Raw genomic sequence first — 15,840 nt, forward strand, 5'->3', positions numbered from 1 at the left:
CGATGCCATGCTTCGCGAATCGGTACGAAAACTGTCCGCCTGGGTGGGGTTGCGTGAGGCGGGAGACGAGACGTCACTGACCGACGGCGGTGTCGCCGTCGCCCGCTCGGAGGACGGGTCGCCTCCTGCCGACGCCGAATCGAACGGCTCCGGCGCCGCGGCGGACGGTCCTGACGCCACGGCGGACGGCCCCGACGCGACCGGAGGCGACTTCGAGTTCGCCGCGGCCGCCGCAGCCGTCGACGAGGACGACCTCAACATCGACGACGACGTCCTCCTCGACGGCGTCGGGATGCCCGTGTTCATGCTCGACGCCGACGGCGAGGTGGTCGCCTGGAACCACAGTCTCGAGCAGCTCGCGGGCGTCTCGGCCGACCGAGCGCTCGGCAGTCGCGCGGTGAGCACGGTGTTCTACCCCGACGGCCGCGACCGGCAGACGCTCGCGGAGGCGGTGCTGGCGGCGCCGGAGACGGCCGACCGGGCCGACGGCGTCACGCTCGACGACGAGGCGCTCTCGCTGTACGCCGAGGAGGAGAGTCTGACCGACCGCCACGGCGACGAGCGACACCTCCGCTACACGTCGATGCCGATCTACGAGGAGGGCGAGCTGGTCGCCGTCGTCCAGACCGTCCGCGACCGGACCGCGGAGGTCCGTCGCCACCGCGACGTCGAGGACCTCGTCGACGAGGTCCAACAGACGCTGCACGCGCTGGTCGACGGCCACCTCGACGCGCGCGCCTCGTTCGACACGGACGGTCGCGTCGTCGACGACAAACTCTCCCTCGTGGTCGACGAACTCAACGAGATGGCAGCGGGGTTCGAGGACGTCGCGACGCGCGTCGACGGCGAGACGCAGGCGCTCGCGGACACCGTCGAACGGACCGCGACGGCCGCAAACCAGATCGCCCGAAACGTCGAGGAGCAGAACGACCTGCTGTCGGAGGGGGCGAGCGAGATGCAGCGGTTCAGCGCCAGCATGGAGGAGGTCGCCGCCACCGCCGACCAGGTCGACGTCGCGGCGACGCAGGCCCGCGACGCCGCCGCACAGGGGCTCGACGCCAGCGAGGACGCCCGCGCGGCCACAGAGGAGGTCGTCGACATCGGTGACGACCTCGTCGAGAGCGTCACCGACCTCGGCGAGCGGATGGACGACATCGAGGCGGTCGTCGAGGTCATCTCCGACGTGGCCGATCAGACGAACCTGTTGGCGCTCAACGCCAACATCGAGGCCGCCCGCGCCGGCGAGGACGGCGACGGCTTCGCGGTCGTCGCCGAGGAGGTCAAGACGCTCGCCGACGAGACGCGGAGCCACACCGAACAGATCACGACGAGCATCGAGGAGATCCAGGCGCAGACCGACTCGACCGTGGACGCCGCCGAGGAGTCCCACGAGCGGATCGGCCACGCGGGCGAACAGATCTCCGACGTGCTGGAGGCGTTCGAGGAGATCGCCGACGCCATCGACGAGGCCGCCGACGGGATCGCCGAGGTGTCGCGGGCGACCGACGACCAGGCGACGACGGTCGAGGAACTCACTGCCACGATCGAGAACGTCCAGGAACGCGCCGAGGAGACCGAAGACGCGACGGCGCACATCGTCGACGCCACCGACGACGGCACCGACGCCATCGACGAACTGACGGCGACGGTCGAGGAACTGCGCGGGGAGACCCACCAACGGCGCTAAGTGGCCGTTGGTCGAACGGGGAGATATGACCGACACCGTCCGACTGTGGCTCGTCGAGCGCACCTACGACGACCGCAACCTCATCACGCTCGTCTACGCGACCCCCGACGGCGAGCGGATGCTCCAGAAGGAGATCGCGGCGACGCTGATGCACCAGCGCGGCAGCGGTGCCACCGCCGCACTCGACGTCGAGCCCGACCGACTGAGCGCGACTCCCGACGACGAGACGCGAGAGCGCTACCGGACGGAGGCCGAGCGGATGGCCGAGAGCTACGACCCCGACGAAGAGGTGTAACTCGACCAACTCCTCCACGCATCGAACCGCCAGAGAGCGACTGCTTCGCGCCGTCTCGACTCGCTGGTCGCTATCAATCTGTTGGCGCTACGGAGACCTAAACCCTTTATGCCGTCGTCGTACAACCCGCAACCATGGCCGCTATCGAACTCACCGGCGTGACGAAACGGTACGACGACGTCACCGCCGTCGACGACCTCGACCTCACGGTCCCCGAGGGCGAGGTGTTCGGCTTCCTCGGTCCCAACGGGGCCGGGAAGTCGACGACGATCAACATGGTTCTCGACTTCGTTCGGCCGACGACGGGCGAGGTGCGCGTCCTCGGCTACGACGCCCAGCGAGACAGCGTCGCCGTCCGTCAGCGGACCGGCGTCCTCCCGGAGGGGTTCGACGTCTACGACCGCCTCACCGGCCGCAAACACGTCGAGTTCGCCGTCCGTTCGAAGGAGGCCGCGGACGACCCCGACGAGATCCTCGACCGAGTCGGCATCGCCGACGCCGCCGACCGGAAAGCCGGCGGCTACTCGAAGGGGATGCGTCAGCGACTCGCACTCGGGATGGCGCTGGTCGGCAGTCCCGACCTGCTCATCCTCGACGAACCCTCCTCGGGACTCGACCCCGCCGGGGCGAAAGAGATGCGCGACATCGTCCACACGGAGGCCGACCGGGGTGCGACGGTGTTCTTCTCCTCGCACGTGCTCGGGCAGGTCGAGGCGGTCTGTGACCGCGTCGGCATCATGCGCGAGGGGGCGCTCGTCGCCGAGGACAGTATCGAGGGGCTCCGTGACGCCGCTGGCGGCGAGGCCCGACTGGAGATCACGGTCGACAGCGCGTCGAGCGAGGATCTCGACGCCGTCCGCGCCATCGACGGCGTCGAGTCGGCGTCGACCGACGGCGGCACGGTCGTCGTCGCCTGCGAGAGCGGCGTCAAGACGCAGGTGCTCTCCACGTTGGAGGGCCGCGGCGTGACGGTCCACGACTTCGAGACGACCGAGGCGTCGCTGGAGGATCTGTTCCTCTCGTACACCGAAGACGACCGACAGGAGGTCACCGCATGAGCTGGCAGGCGGTCGCCCGGAAGGACTTCGAGGACGCCGTCCGCTCGTGGTGGCTCCTCGGACTGACCGCGCTGTTCGTGCTCCTCACCTCGGGCGTCGCCTACGTCGTCCGTCCCTCTGGCGGCGGAACGTTCAGTTCGAACGCCATCCTCGGCGCGATCAGCGGGACGCTCGTCACCACGCTGATCCCGCTCATCGCGCTCGTCATGGCCTACAGCGCCATCGTCGGCGAGCGCGAGAGCGGCAGCCTGAAACTGCTGCTCTCGTTGCCGCACTCCCGGGCGGACGTCGTGTTCGGGAAGGTGCTCGGCCGTTCGGCGGCCATCGCCGCACCGATCGTCGTCGGCTTCGTCCTCCCGGCGCTGCTGTTGGCCGTCGGCCCGCTGCAGTTCGACGCCGGATCGTACGTCGGCTACATCCTGCTGACGGCGTTCCTCGGCACCGTCTTCGTCGGCATCGCCGTCGGCTTCTCGGCGGCGATGCGCTCGCAACAACTCGCGACGGCGGGGGCGATGGGGCTCTACCTCCTCTTCGTCCCGCTGTGGGGGGCGGTCCAGTTCCCGCTGCAGATCTACCTCCAGCTCAGCGGCGGCGTCCCCGGCTGGGTACCGCTGACCGGACAGGAGATCTTCCGCATGATCCGCCTGCTGAACCCGACGGGGTCGTTCAAGATCGTCTCGGGGGCGTTCCTCAACGACCAGCTGTTCACCGGCGGCGACGTGAGCCTGCAGGTGGCCGCGCTGGCGATGCTGTTCGGCTGGCTGCTGATCCCGCCGCTGCTCGGGCTCTGGGCGTTCGACCGAGCCGACCTCTGAGCGTCGAGCGGTCGCGGACCGCTCGTTCGTTCCGACTGCCCTACTGCTTCTTCAGCGTCCCCGCGTCGTCGACGACGACCCCGCGGTCGACGGCGTGGTCGAGGATGCGAGCGACGTGGTCGTCCTCTAGCTCGTAGGCCCCGGCGGTCAACTCCTCGAACTCCGCGCGGTCGACGGGGAACTCGCGGTTGCTCAGCAGTCGCATCACCGTCCGGAACTGATCGGGTTCCGCGCCGGTCTCGGACGCTTCGCCGTCGTCGCCCTCGTCGACGACGCCGGCCCCGTCGTCGGCCGACAGTGGGTCGCTTTCGTCGGTCTCGTCCCCCTCGACAGTGTCCGAGTCGCCCTCCCGGCCGATCGCGATCCCCTCGGCGCGGGCGGTCGGGTCGACGGCGGCGCTGGTCGACGAGCGGTCGGCGTCGTCCGCGCGGGTCCCGTCGGCCTCGTTCGTGGGGTTCGGCGCTTCGGCGTCGGTCGCCTCGTCGTCGACGGCGTCGGCGTCGCGTCGGCGGAACGGTTCGAGGACGGCTTCCAGCGTCGTCCGGCAGTGACCACAGAGGGCGACGCGGCGCTGGTCGGCGTCCGAGGAGAGCAGGTCGTCGGGGACGACCTCGAACGTCCCGACCGCGTCGTCGCCGCAGAAGTCACACGACTGAACTTCTCGCATGACCGAGTGATTGTGAGTGGGGACGAAAAGTGTGGGTGGTCGACGGGACGACGGCCAGTAGCACCCGGCAGCGACCGGCCGCGACGGACGGCCCTCACACCCACATCATTAAACCACCCGCTGGCCCACCTTCACGGTACGAATGTTCGACGAGATCATGGGGAAGTTCGAGGGGAGTCCGAGTCAGCAGGCAGTGATCCGGCTACTGCTCGAACGGGGGTTCTCCGTCAACGACGAGGGACGGGTCGTCTCCGGCGGCATCGAGATCCCGAACACCGGCATCGCCCGCGAGATCGGCGTCGACCGCCGCGTCGTCGACTCGACGACGAACGCCATCCTCGAGGATCCCGAGCTGAAGCGCATCTTCCAGAACATCTCCTCGATCCCGAGTCTGATGGATCTCGCGCCCGTCCTCGATCTGACCGTCCTGACCGTCGAAGTCGAGGACGCCGACCAACCCGGCATCGTCGCGACGGTGACGTCGATGCTCGCGGACGCGGGTATCAGCATCCGCCAGACGATAAGCGAAGACCCCGAGTTCACCGACGATCCGAAACTCTACGTCGTCACCGACGACCCCATCCCCGGCGACCTGCTCGTCGAGATCCGGAGCCTCCCGTTCGTCCGCAAGGTCGAGTTCTGAGACGCCGCTTTCGAGGCGTGTACCACTCGATTTCGGCGGAATAGACAGTCTCTTGTCTCTCCGCTCTCCAGCGGGAGTATGAACGATACGACCGAAGCGGTGCTCCACTTCCTCGGCGTGCAGGGGACGCTCGTCGCCGCGCTCGTCCACCTCTGGGTCGGCGTCCCGCTGCTCGCCGTCTACCTCCCGCGCCTGGAGTTCTTCGACCCGCGCGGCTACCTGTTCGTCCCCTCTGCACTCTTACTGCTCGTCGTCCTCGCCGGTCTCTACTTCGAGCGGGCGGTCCGGCCGCTGCTGGCGCTGGGGGTTCTCGTCCTCCTCGGTTACGTCGTCGGCTACGTCTGGTGGCATCTGGGCGACCACGGCGGCACCGTCCCCGGCGGCCACAGCCACGGGTCGCCCGTCTCGCTCGTCGTCGAACACTTCGTCGACGACCCGCTCGCGTTCCTCACGATCGTCGTCGAACTGATCGGCGCGGGGTCGCTCGCGGGACTGCTCCTCGGCGGATACGGCCGCGACGACGAGCACACAGCGTAAGCACTTATCCTCGCGGCCCGCCTCGGCCGGACTATGACAGAGGCCTACCGCACCGTCGCCGGCCGCGCCGAGGCATCCTTCGAAGTGCAGGGATCGGAGTTCATCGGCTACGTCGCCCCCGTCGACACCGTCGCGGAGGCGGAGGCGTTCGTCGACGAGATCCGAGAGCACCACCCGGAGGCGACGCACAACGTCCCCGCCTACCGTGTCCCCGCGGGCGAGGCCTCCAGTCGGCGTGCGCCCGGCGAGGTGATGCTGCGGGAGTACCAGAGCGACGACGGCGAACCCACCGGGTCGGCGGGAAAGCCGGCGCTGAACGTGCTCGTCCAACGGGAGATCCGCAACGTCGTCGCCGTCGTCACCCGGTACTACGGCGGGACGAACCTCGGCGTCGGCGGACTCGCTCGGGCGTACAGTCGCGCCGTCAAGGAAGCAGTCGACGCCGCGGGCGTCGTCGAGGAGCTACCACACGAGCGGTTGGCGGTCGTCACCGAGTACGACGACTCCGGGACGGTTCGCGGCATCTTGGAGAGTACCGGCGTCGAGTTCGACGCGACCTACGAGGCGGACGTCCGTTTCGAGGTTCGCGTGCCGGTCGACGAGGCCGACGACCTGCGGGACCGACTCAGAAGTGCGACGAGCGGTCGAGTCGGCATCGAGTAGCGACGGAAAGAAAGAGAACGGAGCGACGGCGCGAGTCGCCGTCGGTTCAGTCGGTCGTCGGCGTCGCCGACGCCGGTTCGGCGCGGTCACCCTCCATCTGTCGGCGGTTGCGGAGCGCCAGCGCACCGAACAGCACTCCGCCGACGAGACGCAGGAGGAGATCCAGCGTCAGTATCTCGATACCGACGCTCGTGCCGGTCGCTTCGAGCACGGTGAACACCGGGTCGAGGATCATCTGCGGCGCCATCAGGAGGATCGAGGAGACGGCGAACAGCGCACGCTCGAGCCCGCTGACCGACGAGTAGAAGTACCCGATGATCGTCGGCCCGAGCGCGAGCACGCCGAGGAACACCCCGGCGATGGGAACGACCACCTCCGGGATGAAGTAGCCGAGGTCGGCCACGTCGGCGAGGGTGATGATGTGGTACTCCTCGGTGCTCTCCCCACGGATGAGCAGGATGCCGGGCGAGAAGACGAAGGCGAACGGGACGACCGCCTTGTTCAGCGAGAGCGAGAACGCCTCGATCCCCGTCTTGAACGGGTCGGACTTCGCGACCCCGGAGGCGGCGTAGGCCGCCACGGCGACCGGCGGCGTGATGTCGGCGATGACGCCGAAGTAGAGGATGAAGAGGTGTGCTGCCAGAAGTGGGATGTTCGCGAGCTCGGCGATCGCGCCGCCGAGGAGCGCGACGAGGATGATGTACGTCACCGTCGTCGGCATCCCCATCCCGAGGATGATCGAGGAGACGGCGGTGATGAGCAAGAGTAAGATGAGCGACCCGCCGGAGACGGCCTCGATGAGCGCGACGAGGTTCGGACCGAGCCCGGAGACGCTGATGACGCCGGGGATGACGCCCGCGGCGGCGACGGCGATGACGACCACCGTCGCGGTTCGCGCGCCGCCCTCCATCGCCTTCAGGACGAACGTCCCGAAGCGGTAGGCGTTGTTGCTGGCGAGCGAGCGGCGACCGAACGCGTCGGCCGTCGTCTCGGCGGCGTCGTCGACGGCGGCGTCGTACTCAAGCAGCGGTGACGGGAGCCGCGGCCGCGCGACGAGGAACGCCGCACTCACGAGGATGATGATGATGCCGAGCTGTCCGGCCGCGGCGTCGAGCGCGGCGCGGGCCGAGACGCCACCGGTTCCCGCGCCGGTCACCGCGCCGACGATACCCGCCCCGGTCAGATACTGCGCGACCGTCTCGAGCGCGAACAGCCCACCGATGGTGCCCAGAAGCGGTACGCGCGTCCGGTCGTTGTAGGTGGCGACGAGCGCGATGAGCGCGACGATGGCGACGATGGTGTACCACGCCGACCGCGACACCGAGTAGCGGATCCCGATGAGGTAGACGAGCAGCAGTCCGATGGGTGCGAGGTAGAACCAGCCGGTCCGCAGGTGGTCCCAGACGGCGACGAGCTCCGAGGCGTCGACGCCGCCGATCCCCGCGCGCGACGCTTCGAGGTGGACCATCACCCAGACGCCGAAGAAGAAGACGATGGCGGGGATCGCCGCGGCGATGATGACGGTGTCGTAGGAGACGCCGACGAACTCGACGATGAGGAACGCCGCCGCGCCCATCACCGGCGGAAGGATCTGTCCCCCAGAGGAGGCCGAGGCCTCGACGCCGCCGGCGAACTCGGGACGGTAGCCCGAGCGCTTCATCAGCGGGATGGTGAACGCGCCGGTCGTGACCGTGTTGGCGATCGAGGAACCGCTGATGGTCCCCATGAAGCCCGACGAGAGGATACTCGCCTTCGCCGGGCCGCCTTTCCGCGACCCGGTCATCGAGTAGGCGAGGTCGATGAACCACTGGCCCGCGCCGCTCATCTCGAGGAACGCCCCGAAGAGGACGAAGATGTAGATGTAGCGGACGCTCACCTCGACCGGGACGCCGAAGACGCCGTTTGCCGTGTTGTACCAGAGGTTCTGGACGACGGAGTCCCACGACGCCGACGGCGTCGAGAGGATGCCGAGATACGGCAGATCCTGCGGGATGTTGCTCGCGTACCGCGCGTAGAGGATGAACGTCGCGACGATGCTCATGAGGAGCGTCCCGAGCGTCCGCCGGGTGGCCTCGAGCACGAGCAGGACGCCGATCGCGCCCAGCACGGTCGCGTACGACGTCTCGTCGAGCGGGATACCGAGCGCCGAGACGGCGTCGACGAGAGGTGCGAGGAACGGGTAGATCTCGCCGGTGGTGCGACCCGAGCCGAGACCGAGCGCGCGCATCCGCTGGATCTCCTGATAGTCGGTGATCATGTACGCCGCCGTCAGCAACGACAGCAGCGCGAGGACGATGTCGACGGGCGTCACTCGCTGGCGGTGGGGGTCGGTGATCGCCCAGCGGACCCCCGAGCGGACGCGCGTCGCCGCCCGCGTCATCGGGTGTGACGCGCCGAAGCGGCGATCCAGGTTCGAGACGACCGGCGAGAGCCGTCGCGAGAAGAAGCCCTCGCTCGATGTCGCCGGATAGAGCATGAATGCGAGGATGAGCGCGAAGACGACGTGGATCGCCCGGATCTGGAGCGGCTGGAGCGCGGCGAGGCGGAACGTCCCCACGACGGGCAGCGTCACCTCGAAGATGAACCCGCGGGCGGCGAGCCACATCTGGAACGCCGAGAACAGAATCCCGACGACCGCGACGACGACGGCGGCGACGCCACGGAGGCTCCGCTTCCGCTCCAGTTCGTCGATGAGTTCCTGTTTCTCCTCCTCGGAGAGCTCTTCGTCTTCGGGTCGAGTGTCGTCGGCGGTCATGGCATCATTCGCTGTAGTAAACTGCGGTGTTCGACGTGGATCCGGACGGTCTCGCCGTCGGAGCGCGCGACGAGGTCGTACGTCTCGTCGCCGACGTGGAGTCTGTGTCCGGCGACGTCGCCGGGTGAGACGTACAACTCGGTGAGTCGCACGTCGTCGGGCCGGGAGACGAAGCTCCCGTTCTCACGGGTGACGTTCGCCTGCGCCGGGAACCCCCACCCGTACGACGAGAACTCCATGCGCGTCATCACGAGTCGGTCGCCCCGGACGGCGTAGACGTCCCGGACGGGACTCCCCTCCACGCTGTGGTTGTACGCCAGCGTCACCGTGGTTCCGTTCTCGACCGGTGCGACGAGCAGTCGGTCGCCGGTGTCAGCGTCCTCGACGACGAGGGCACGTTCCGGCGACGTCGCCGCCGCTCCTCCGGCGAGGACGAGCGCGAGAATCAGCAGTGACGCGAGTGCGAGACCGACCGTCCGTCGATCGGTGCCGTCGCTCATGGACGGCACAGAGAACTGGTGGTCAGTCGGAAGTACATCTGTACGGATCAGTGAATCGGAACCCGGTGTGTGGGTGATCGAGCGGCGTTAGCTCGACTCGTTGCCGGTGGTGGTCTCGTTGCCGGTGGTGGTCTCGTTGCCGGTGGTGGTCTCGTTACCGCTGCCACCCGTTCCGGCCGAGTCGAAGTACGCCTGTGCGCCGGGGTGGAGTTCGATCGACATCCCGTCCTGTGCGCTCTCGACGTTGATGAACTCCTGCTTGATGTTGAGCTGGTCGGTGTTCTCGAAGATGGCCTCGGTGACCGCCTGGACGACCTCCTCGGACACCCCTTCGTGCGTCCCGATCATCGCCTGCACGGCGACGGTCTGGACGGGTTCGTCGATGCCGCTGTAGGTTCCCGCCGGGATCTCGTCGTCGGCGAAGTACGAACCGGCCTGCTTGACCTGCTCGCGGGCGTCGCCGGAGATCTCGACGAGACGGATGTTGCTGTTGTTGGCGAGGTCCTCGATCGCGCCGACCGGCCACCCGCCGACGACGAACGCCGCGTCGACGTCGCCGTTCTGGATCTGCTCTGCGGCCTGCGAGAAGTCGGTGTTCTGCTCGGTGTAGTCCTCGACGCCGACCGCCTGCAGGATCTGTTTCGCGTCGACCTGCGTCCCGCTGCCGAGGTCGCCCGTGTTGACGGTCGCGCCGCTGAGGTCCTGGATCGACTGGATGTCGGAGTTCGCGGGCGTCACCACGTGGATCGTCTCCGGGTAGAGCGTCGCGACACCCCGAATGCTCGGGATGGCGTTCCCCTGGAACGCGTCGATCCCCTCGCCGTTGACGGCGAAGTAGGCGACGTCGTTCTGCAGGAGCGCGAAGTCGGCGCTGCCGTTGCCGAGACTGCCGGCGTTCTCGACGCTGGCCCCCGTCGACTGCACCTGCAGGGAGTAGTCGGTGTTCGCCTCGACGATGCTCTTGAACTGGTTCGACAGCGGGTAGTACGTGCCGCCGGTGCCGCCGGCGTGCCAGGTCAGCTGGTTGCTGCCGCCGTTCCCGCCGTCGCCGCCGTCGCCACTCGTCGTTCCTGTTCCGTCGCCGCCGTCGCCACCGTCACCGCCGTCGCCGCCATCGCCGCCGTCGCCACCGGCACAGCCGGCCAGTCCGGCGAGGCCTGCGAGACCGGTCGCTGCGACAAACTCTCTGCGGTTAATATCTCTTCGCATAGGTTTCTATTACTTACAGTCAGTACTTATGCTTGTCCATGTTTTTGAGCCCTCTCTCTTCTTTTACCAACATCAGAAAGTTGTATTTATTTTCTCGTTAGTTCTTCAACCAACAGGAACGATAAGTAACGACGAGTCTGCTTTCCTCGGCGAGGACGGTCGATTACGACCGCCGACCCTCGGCTGCTGGCGCACCGTCCGGTCGGCGGCGTCGACACCGGTTCTTCGGGACCGACCACGTCCGCTCTGTCGGTTTCGACCGGAAACGGAGGGGTTGCGTCGCCGCCGCGTTCGCCGTGCGGCTCTCGGACGGTCGCTCACGGCGAGCAGTCGGAGCAGCGACGGATCAGTGCGGCGTCGGCACCCGCGTCGCGTCGGACGTCGACGGGGCCGGACGCGCCGTCGTCACTTCGTGCGGAACGCGCGGTCGCCGGCGTCGCCGAGTCCGGGGACGATGAACCCCTCGTCGTTGAGGTAGTCGTCGATGGCGACCGTCAGCAGGTCGGCCTCGGGGAACTGCTCGCCGACGCGGAGCAGTCCGTCGGGTGCGCTGACCGCCGAGAGGACGAACAGGTTCTCGTAGTCGGGCGCCTCTTCGAGGACGTGCTCGAGGACGGTACACATCGTGCTGCCCGTCGCGAGCATCGGGTCGGCCACGATGACGGTGTCCGTCTCGCTGATCTCGGGCAGTTTCACGTAGTCGATGGTGATGGGGAACTGCCCCTCCTCGTTCATCCCGGCCTCCTCGTTGCGGCCGGCGCTGATGACGCCCTGCTTCGCCCGCGGGAACGCCTTCAGCAGCCCCTCGACGAACGGCGTCGCCGCTCGGAGCACGTTGATGATGACGACGTCGTCGAGTCCCTTGACTCGCTCGCCGGTCGTCTCCTCCAGCGGCGTCTGGATGGTGACGTACTCGGTGTCCATCGCGCCGTCGATGATCTCGTAGCCGCAGATGCGGCCGAGCTTGACGAGGCCCTTCCGGAACGCGACCTGTTCGGTCTCGACGTCGCGGAGTCTCGAGAGCGTGTCCTTGGCGAGCGCGTGGGTGATGAGATGCGCGTCGTCGCGGTCTTCGATAGGCATTGTGTGAAACGCGGTACGTCGAACGACATAAGTTGCCTCCTTCCGCCGCTGTGGCCCCGCTACCGTATCACGAGGTGCGTGATGACCATCAGCACCGCAGCGGCGACGGCGACGCGCCCCACGGAAAAGGGGAAGACACCGACGAAGTCGAGCCCCCAAACGACGACGGCCGCGAACGCCGTCGACAACACGAGGTTCATCACGAACAGCACCCGGGGGTCTCCCTTCGAGTTTGCCATGCCGCCTGTGGTGAACCACCGAACTTAGTTTCTTGGTCCTGCCGTACCTACGTCTGTCGTGCCGTTCCGCAACCGCGAGGGGACCGCCGTCGACCCCGTTCCGTACCTCGTGGTGGCGTCGCTCGCGTTCCTCCTCTGTTTCTCCTTCGGGCCGGTGTACTGTCTCGCGCTCGGCTCGTCGCTCCCCGTCGCGGTCGCCGTCTCGACGCTCGTCTTCGCCGGACTCGCCGTCGGCGCGTACCACCAGATGGTCTGGACCACCCGCCCGGAGCTCCACGGTGAGGTTCCCGCGGTGCAGCGACTCCACCGGCTGTTCTACCTCGGGGTGCTCTTCGCGGTCGTCTTCCTCGCGCTGTCGCTGCCGCTTCTCCTGTAGGGAGACTCGGAGGGACGACGCGCCGTTCGCCCGCCGATCGCCGACCCCAGACCGTCGGTCGCGACCCCGTCGCTTTTCTCCTCCGGGTCGAGACGCCAACCCATGCGCGAAGTCGAGGTCTCGCGGTTCGTCCGTGCGACGCCAACCGAAGTCGAACGAGCGTTGACGCCCGCGGCCGTCGTCGAGTACGAGGGGAGTTTCTCCGTCGTCGACGTCGCCGACCGGACCGACGGGAGCACCGTCGTCACCGCCGGGTCGCGCGGACTCACCCTCTCGCTTCGCTTCGAGGAGCGCGAGGACGGACTGTACTACACACAGGAGGGCGACGCCGGTCCGTTCGACGCGATGGAGACGTGGGTGACGGTGCGGGCAGTGGACGACGGGTCGCGCGTGACGATGCGGTCGGCGGTGAGCCTCGGGTTGCCGCTGTCGGGCGTCACCGACCGCCTCGCCGCGTGGAAACGGAGGGGCGAACTGGAGCGCGCACTCGACGCACTGGCGACGGACCTCGGCTGACCCTCGGTTCGCTCCACCGTTCTCACTCTGTCCCGCTCGTCTCGCGCGGCGGCTCCGGTTCGACGACGACGACGGCGTCACCCTGTTCGTCGGCGAAGGGGTCGTCGAACGCCGACCAGTCGGTCGCCATCTCCTCGTCGGTCAGGAGACAGCCGTCCAGTCCTTCGACGACCCTCTCTTCGTCCATCTCCCGTCCGATAAACACGAGCTCCGTCTGTCGGTCGCCCCACTCGTCGTCCCACTCCAGGCTCTTCCGGTTCGACCGGTAGAGCTGTCGGTCGAGTTCGGGTAGGCTCGCGACCCACGGCGCGCCCGCCTCGACCCGCACCGAGGGGCCGGCCTGTCCGAGTACCTGCTGGTTGTCGTTGCCGGCGACCCAGCAGGTCCCCTTCGACCGGACGACCGAGTCGGGAAGCGAGGAGAGAGACGCGTCGAGTCGCCGCGGATGGAACGGCCGTCGGCGACGGTAGACGAAGGAGGTGACGCCGTACAGTTCGTCGGGATGCGCGTGGTCGGCGTGACCATCGTCACTGGCGTGGTCGTCGTGTCCGTGTCCCCGCTCGCCGCCGTTCGCGAGCGTCCCCTCATCCTCCAGCGCCCGTCGCCAGCCCGCCGCCTCGGCTGCCGTCGCCGAGTCGTACAGTCCGCGACCGAGCAACTCGTCGGGAGCGACCTGCCCGAACTCGCTCCGGAGAATCACGGCGTCGGGTCGCAACGTCGTCACCAGCTCTTCGACGGCGTCGAGTTCGTCCGCCGAGAGGAGGTCCCGCTTGTTCAGGACGACGAGGTTCGAGAACTCCACCTGCTCGACGAGGAGATCCGAGAGGGGTCGGGTGTCGTCGCCGTCGGTGCCGCGGCGCTCGATGGTGTCGTCGCCGCCGAACGTGTCGAAGAAGAGCCGCGCGTCGACGACGGTGACGAGCGAGTCGACCTCGTACAGCGCCGCCGCTCGCGACCCGGTGGTGAACAGGCGGGCGACGGGTTCCGGTTCGCTGATACCCGACGACTCGACGACGAGGTGGTCGAAGTCGCGGTTCTGTGCCAGCCGGACGACCGCCGTGTCGAGGTCGTCCTGGAGCTCACAGCAGATACAGCCGTTCGAGAGCTCCGCGACTCCGTCGTCGACGTCGAGCTCCGAACTCTCGGAGACGAGCGCCGCGTCGACGTTGACCTCGCCCATGTCGTTGACGAGGACGGCGACGTCGCGGTCGGCGGTACGGAGGAGGTGGTTGAGCAGCGTCGTCTTGCCGGCGCCGAGGCTCCCGCTCAGGATCGTCACCGGAATCGCGTCACGGCTCATGTGTCGTGTGTGGTCGACTGTCGGTATTAAGCCTCTCCGGTCGTGCACGAAGGACGCTGAACGATACCCTTTTGGCCGCGAGACTAGGAGGTTGTCATCATATGACACTCGCAGACCGCATCGAGGAGTTCCGCCTGCTCCTCGACGAGTGGCTCCGGGGGCTCTACCACGGGATGATCTCGCATCCGGCCTACGAGAAGATCGAGAAGGAGGCCGAGGACGCCGAGGACACGTTCATGCTGGCGTGTTTCCCCGACGCCTTCGGCATCCCGAGTCCGGTCTCCTACTACACGGCCGAACTGCTGCCGTACCTCGAAGAGGAGTTCGAGGCGTGGGAGCGGCGGATGTGGGACCGCGGGTCGCTGCTCGAACGGAAGGGCCAGCAGTACCACTTCTGATGCACAAGTTCGTCTTCTTCGGCGGCAAGGGCGGCGTCGGCAAGACCACCGTCTCCAGCGCCTACGCGCTGAAGTGTGCGAACGCCGGCCTCGACACGCTCGTCGTCTCCACCGACCCGGCGCACAGCACCTCCGACGTGTTCGACCAGCAGTTCGACGACAGCCCGAAGCCGGTCGACGGCGTCGACGGACTCTGGGCGATGGAGATCGACCCCGAGGCGGAGGTCGAACACCACCTGATGGAGACGAAGCGCGCGCTGGTCGATCAGGTGAGCGCGGGGCTGGTCAACGAGATCGACCGGCAGATCGAGATGGCTCACCAGACGCCCGGCGCGTACGAGGCGGCGCTGTTCGACCGGTTCGTCGAGGTGATGCGCGAGAGCGACGACTACGACCGCGTCGTCTTCGACACGTCGCCGACGGGTGGCACGCTCCGGTTGCTCTCGCTGCCGGAGTTCCTCGAAGGGTGGATCGAACGGCTCCTGTTGAAGCGCAAACAGAGCGTCGAGCTGTTCGAGCGGGCCGCCGTCGGCAACAACGAACCGCGGCGGATGATGGACGGCGACCCCATCATCGCCCGACTGGAGGCACGGAAGGAGCAGTTCGAGTTCGCGGGCGAGACGCTTCGCGAGCAGTCGTCGTTCTTCCTCGTCGTCAACCCCGACGAGCTGTCCGTCCGCGAGACGCGCCGCGCCGTCGACAGTCTGCGCGACTCCGACCTCGACGTGCGCGGCCTCGTCGTCAACAAACTCGCGCCGGAACCCGACGACGACGAGGAGGGGACGGCCGCGGAGTTCCTCAGACAGCGCGTCGCCACCGAGCGCGAGCGCCTCCGCGAACTCCACGAGACGTTCGACGTCCCGGTCGTCGCCGAGATCGGACTCCGCGTCGCCGAGGTGAAGGGAGACCTCCTGACGGCGGTGGCTTCGGAGATCGACGTGGAGGTCGAGACAGAACCGCCGACATGACCGAATCGATAGTAAATATTAGTCATAACTTCATACATGTTGGCGATTCGATTCCGGAGCGAACAGCAGAGCGCGGAGAAGACAACGTCTCTCGGTCGTAGAGACGCGGAGATGGAAGCTAATGTTTATAT

18 protein-coding genes are annotated in these 15,840 nt (G+C 67.7%); 11 read left to right on the top strand and 7 right to left on the bottom strand.

Features of this window, described 5'->3' with window-relative positions; all coding sequences use genetic code 11:
• Positions 1-7 precede the first annotated feature (7 nt).
• The 4 genes from EOHIBHHM_RS06880 to EOHIBHHM_RS06895 all read left to right on the top strand — a co-directional run bounded on the left by EOHIBHHM_RS06880 (position 8) and on the right by EOHIBHHM_RS06895 (position 3,855).
• Positions 8-1,687 carry a methyl-accepting chemotaxis protein gene (locus tag EOHIBHHM_RS06880; protein WP_497255887.1) on the top strand — a complete coding sequence of 560 codons (1,680 nt, stop codon included), beginning with the start codon at positions 8-10 and terminating at the stop codon, positions 1,685-1,687.
• Positions 1,688-1,712: 25 nt separating this feature from the next.
• Complete coding sequence (locus tag EOHIBHHM_RS06885) at positions 1,713-1,982, top strand: DUF7967 family protein (RefSeq protein ID WP_497255889.1); 270 nt, start codon at positions 1,713-1,715, stop codon at positions 1,980-1,982.
• Positions 1,983-2,116: 134 nt separating this feature from the next.
• On the top strand, positions 2,117-3,040 hold the full coding sequence (locus EOHIBHHM_RS06890) for an ABC transporter ATP-binding protein (RefSeq protein ID WP_497255891.1): 924 nt from the start codon (positions 2,117-2,119) through the stop codon (positions 3,038-3,040).
• Positions 3,037-3,855, top strand: a complete 819-nt coding sequence (locus EOHIBHHM_RS06895) for an ABC transporter permease subunit (protein WP_497255893.1) — start codon at positions 3,037-3,039, stop codon at positions 3,853-3,855. The genes EOHIBHHM_RS06890 and EOHIBHHM_RS06895 overlap by 4 nt, the downstream gene beginning before the upstream one ends.
• Positions 3,856-3,895: 40 nt before the next feature.
• Here EOHIBHHM_RS06895 and EOHIBHHM_RS06900 read toward each other — a convergent pair whose 3' ends face one another.
• A complete protein-coding gene (locus tag EOHIBHHM_RS06900) occupies positions 3,896-4,522 on the bottom strand; it encodes a DUF8528 domain-containing protein (RefSeq protein ID WP_497255895.1) in 627 nt (208 codons plus the stop codon).
• Between the two features lie 142 nt (positions 4,523-4,664).
• On the opposite strand from EOHIBHHM_RS06900, the gene trpY reads away from it, so the two are divergent.
• The 3 genes from trpY (at position 4,665) to EOHIBHHM_RS06915 (ending at position 6,365) form a co-directional block, all read left to right on the top strand.
• A complete protein-coding gene (gene trpY, locus EOHIBHHM_RS06905; RefSeq protein WP_497255897.1) occupies positions 4,665-5,165 on the top strand; it encodes a TrpY family transcription regulator in 501 nt (166 codons plus the stop codon).
• Positions 5,166-5,243: 78 nt separating this feature from the next.
• The gene (locus EOHIBHHM_RS06910; RefSeq protein WP_497255899.1) at positions 5,244-5,702 is read left to right on the top strand and encodes a hypothetical protein; all 459 of its coding nucleotides are present in this window, start codon (positions 5,244-5,246) and stop codon (positions 5,700-5,702) included.
• Between the two features lie 33 nt (positions 5,703-5,735).
• Positions 5,736-6,365, top strand: a complete 630-nt coding sequence (locus tag EOHIBHHM_RS06915) for an IMPACT family protein (RefSeq protein ID WP_497255901.1) — start codon at positions 5,736-5,738, stop codon at positions 6,363-6,365.
• Positions 6,366-6,411: 46 nt separating this feature from the next.
• On the opposite strand, the gene EOHIBHHM_RS06920 is transcribed toward EOHIBHHM_RS06915, so the two are convergent.
• From EOHIBHHM_RS06920 to EOHIBHHM_RS06940, 5 genes are all read right to left on the bottom strand, one after another.
• On the bottom strand, positions 6,412-9,120 hold the full coding sequence (locus tag EOHIBHHM_RS06920; RefSeq protein ID WP_497255903.1) for a TRAP transporter permease: 2,709 nt from the start codon (positions 9,118-9,120) through the stop codon (positions 6,412-6,414).
• Positions 9,117-9,620 (bottom strand): DUF1850 domain-containing protein, encoded by a 504-nt coding sequence (locus EOHIBHHM_RS06925; protein WP_497255905.1) that lies wholly within the window; start codon positions 9,618-9,620, stop codon positions 9,117-9,119. Before EOHIBHHM_RS06925 ends, EOHIBHHM_RS06920 begins: the two co-directional genes overlap by 4 nt.
• Before the next feature lie 87 nt (positions 9,621-9,707).
• Positions 9,708-10,829 carry a TAXI family TRAP transporter solute-binding subunit gene (locus EOHIBHHM_RS06930; protein WP_497255907.1) on the bottom strand — a complete coding sequence of 374 codons (1,122 nt, stop codon included), beginning with the start codon at positions 10,827-10,829 and terminating at the stop codon, positions 9,708-9,710.
• Between the two features lie 405 nt (positions 10,830-11,234).
• Positions 11,235-11,912, bottom strand: a complete 678-nt coding sequence (gene upp / locus EOHIBHHM_RS06935; protein WP_497255909.1) for a uracil phosphoribosyltransferase — start codon at positions 11,910-11,912, stop codon at positions 11,235-11,237.
• A gap of 59 nt (positions 11,913-11,971) precedes the next feature.
• Positions 11,972-12,151 carry a DUF8107 family protein gene (locus tag EOHIBHHM_RS06940; protein WP_497255911.1) on the bottom strand — a complete coding sequence of 60 codons (180 nt, stop codon included), beginning with the start codon at positions 12,149-12,151 and terminating at the stop codon, positions 11,972-11,974.
• 58 nt (positions 12,152-12,209) lie between these two features.
• Here EOHIBHHM_RS06940 and EOHIBHHM_RS06945 point away from each other — a divergent pair, with 58 nt between their 5' ends.
• Together EOHIBHHM_RS06945 and EOHIBHHM_RS06950 are read left to right on the top strand one after the other, a co-directional pair.
• The gene (locus tag EOHIBHHM_RS06945; protein WP_497255913.1) at positions 12,210-12,527 is read left to right on the top strand and encodes a hypothetical protein; all 318 of its coding nucleotides are present in this window, start codon (positions 12,210-12,212) and stop codon (positions 12,525-12,527) included.
• A 102-nt stretch (positions 12,528-12,629) separates the two neighbouring features.
• Positions 12,630-13,043 carry an SRPBCC family protein gene (locus tag EOHIBHHM_RS06950; protein ID WP_497255915.1) on the top strand — a complete coding sequence of 138 codons (414 nt, stop codon included), beginning with the start codon at positions 12,630-12,632 and terminating at the stop codon, positions 13,041-13,043.
• 22 nt (positions 13,044-13,065) lie between these two features.
• Here EOHIBHHM_RS06950 and EOHIBHHM_RS06955 read toward each other — a convergent pair whose 3' ends face one another.
• Positions 13,066-14,343 carry a CobW family GTP-binding protein gene (locus EOHIBHHM_RS06955; protein WP_497255917.1) on the bottom strand — a complete coding sequence of 426 codons (1,278 nt, stop codon included), beginning with the start codon at positions 14,341-14,343 and terminating at the stop codon, positions 13,066-13,068.
• A 101-nt stretch (positions 14,344-14,444) separates the two neighbouring features.
• Here EOHIBHHM_RS06955 and EOHIBHHM_RS06960 point away from each other — a divergent pair, with 101 nt between their 5' ends.
• A complete protein-coding gene (locus tag EOHIBHHM_RS06960; RefSeq protein ID WP_497255919.1) occupies positions 14,445-14,741 on the top strand; it encodes a DUF7990 family protein in 297 nt (98 codons plus the stop codon).
• The gene (locus EOHIBHHM_RS06965; RefSeq protein ID WP_497255921.1) at positions 14,741-15,709 is read left to right on the top strand and encodes an ArsA family ATPase; all 969 of its coding nucleotides are present in this window, start codon (positions 14,741-14,743) and stop codon (positions 15,707-15,709) included. The genes EOHIBHHM_RS06960 and EOHIBHHM_RS06965 overlap by 1 nt, the downstream gene beginning before the upstream one ends.
• Positions 15,710-15,840: the final 131 nt, after the last annotated feature.

The sequence above is a fragment of the Halogranum roseipondis genome (assembly GCF_059695585.1).

Excerpts from the sequence above, each read along its gene's own strand:
- EOHIBHHM_RS06895 (WP_497255893.1), top strand. The coding sequence starts at position 3,037 with ATGAGCTGGCAGGCGGTCGCCCGGAAGGACTTCGAGGACGCCGTCCGC.
- trpY (WP_497255897.1), top strand. The coding sequence starts at position 4,665 with ATGTTCGACGAGATCATGGGGAAGTTCGAGGGGAGTCCGAGTCAGCAG.
- EOHIBHHM_RS06900 (WP_497255895.1), bottom strand. The coding sequence starts at position 4,522 with ATGCGAGAAGTTCAGTCGTGTGACTTCTGCGGCGACGACGCGGTCGGG.
- EOHIBHHM_RS06955 (WP_497255917.1), bottom strand. The coding sequence starts at position 14,343 with ATGAGCCGTGACGCGATTCCGGTGACGATCCTGAGCGGGAGCCTCGGC.
- EOHIBHHM_RS06930 (WP_497255907.1), bottom strand. The coding sequence starts at position 10,829 with ATGCGAAGAGATATTAACCGCAGAGAGTTTGTCGCAGCGACCGGTCTC.
- EOHIBHHM_RS06920 (WP_497255903.1), bottom strand. The coding sequence starts at position 9,120 with ATGACCGCCGACGACACTCGACCCGAAGACGAAGAGCTCTCCGAGGAG.
- EOHIBHHM_RS06880 (WP_497255887.1), top strand. The coding sequence starts at position 8 with ATGCTTCGCGAATCGGTACGAAAACTGTCCGCCTGGGTGGGGTTGCGT.
- EOHIBHHM_RS06960 (WP_497255919.1), top strand. The coding sequence starts at position 14,445 with ATGACACTCGCAGACCGCATCGAGGAGTTCCGCCTGCTCCTCGACGAG.
- upp (WP_497255909.1), bottom strand. The coding sequence starts at position 11,912 with ATGCCTATCGAAGACCGCGACGACGCGCATCTCATCACCCACGCGCTC.
- EOHIBHHM_RS06940 (WP_497255911.1), bottom strand. The coding sequence starts at position 12,151 with ATGGCAAACTCGAAGGGAGACCCCCGGGTGCTGTTCGTGATGAACCTC.
- EOHIBHHM_RS06965 (WP_497255921.1), top strand. The coding sequence starts at position 14,741 with ATGCACAAGTTCGTCTTCTTCGGCGGCAAGGGCGGCGTCGGCAAGACC.
- EOHIBHHM_RS06915 (WP_497255901.1), top strand. The coding sequence starts at position 5,736 with ATGACAGAGGCCTACCGCACCGTCGCCGGCCGCGCCGAGGCATCCTTC.
- EOHIBHHM_RS06890 (WP_497255891.1), top strand. The coding sequence starts at position 2,117 with ATGGCCGCTATCGAACTCACCGGCGTGACGAAACGGTACGACGACGTC.
- EOHIBHHM_RS06925 (WP_497255905.1), bottom strand. The coding sequence starts at position 9,620 with ATGAGCGACGGCACCGATCGACGGACGGTCGGTCTCGCACTCGCGTCA.
- EOHIBHHM_RS06910 (WP_497255899.1), top strand. The coding sequence starts at position 5,244 with ATGAACGATACGACCGAAGCGGTGCTCCACTTCCTCGGCGTGCAGGGG.
- EOHIBHHM_RS06885 (WP_497255889.1), top strand. The coding sequence starts at position 1,713 with ATGACCGACACCGTCCGACTGTGGCTCGTCGAGCGCACCTACGACGAC.
- EOHIBHHM_RS06950 (WP_497255915.1), top strand. The coding sequence starts at position 12,630 with ATGCGCGAAGTCGAGGTCTCGCGGTTCGTCCGTGCGACGCCAACCGAA.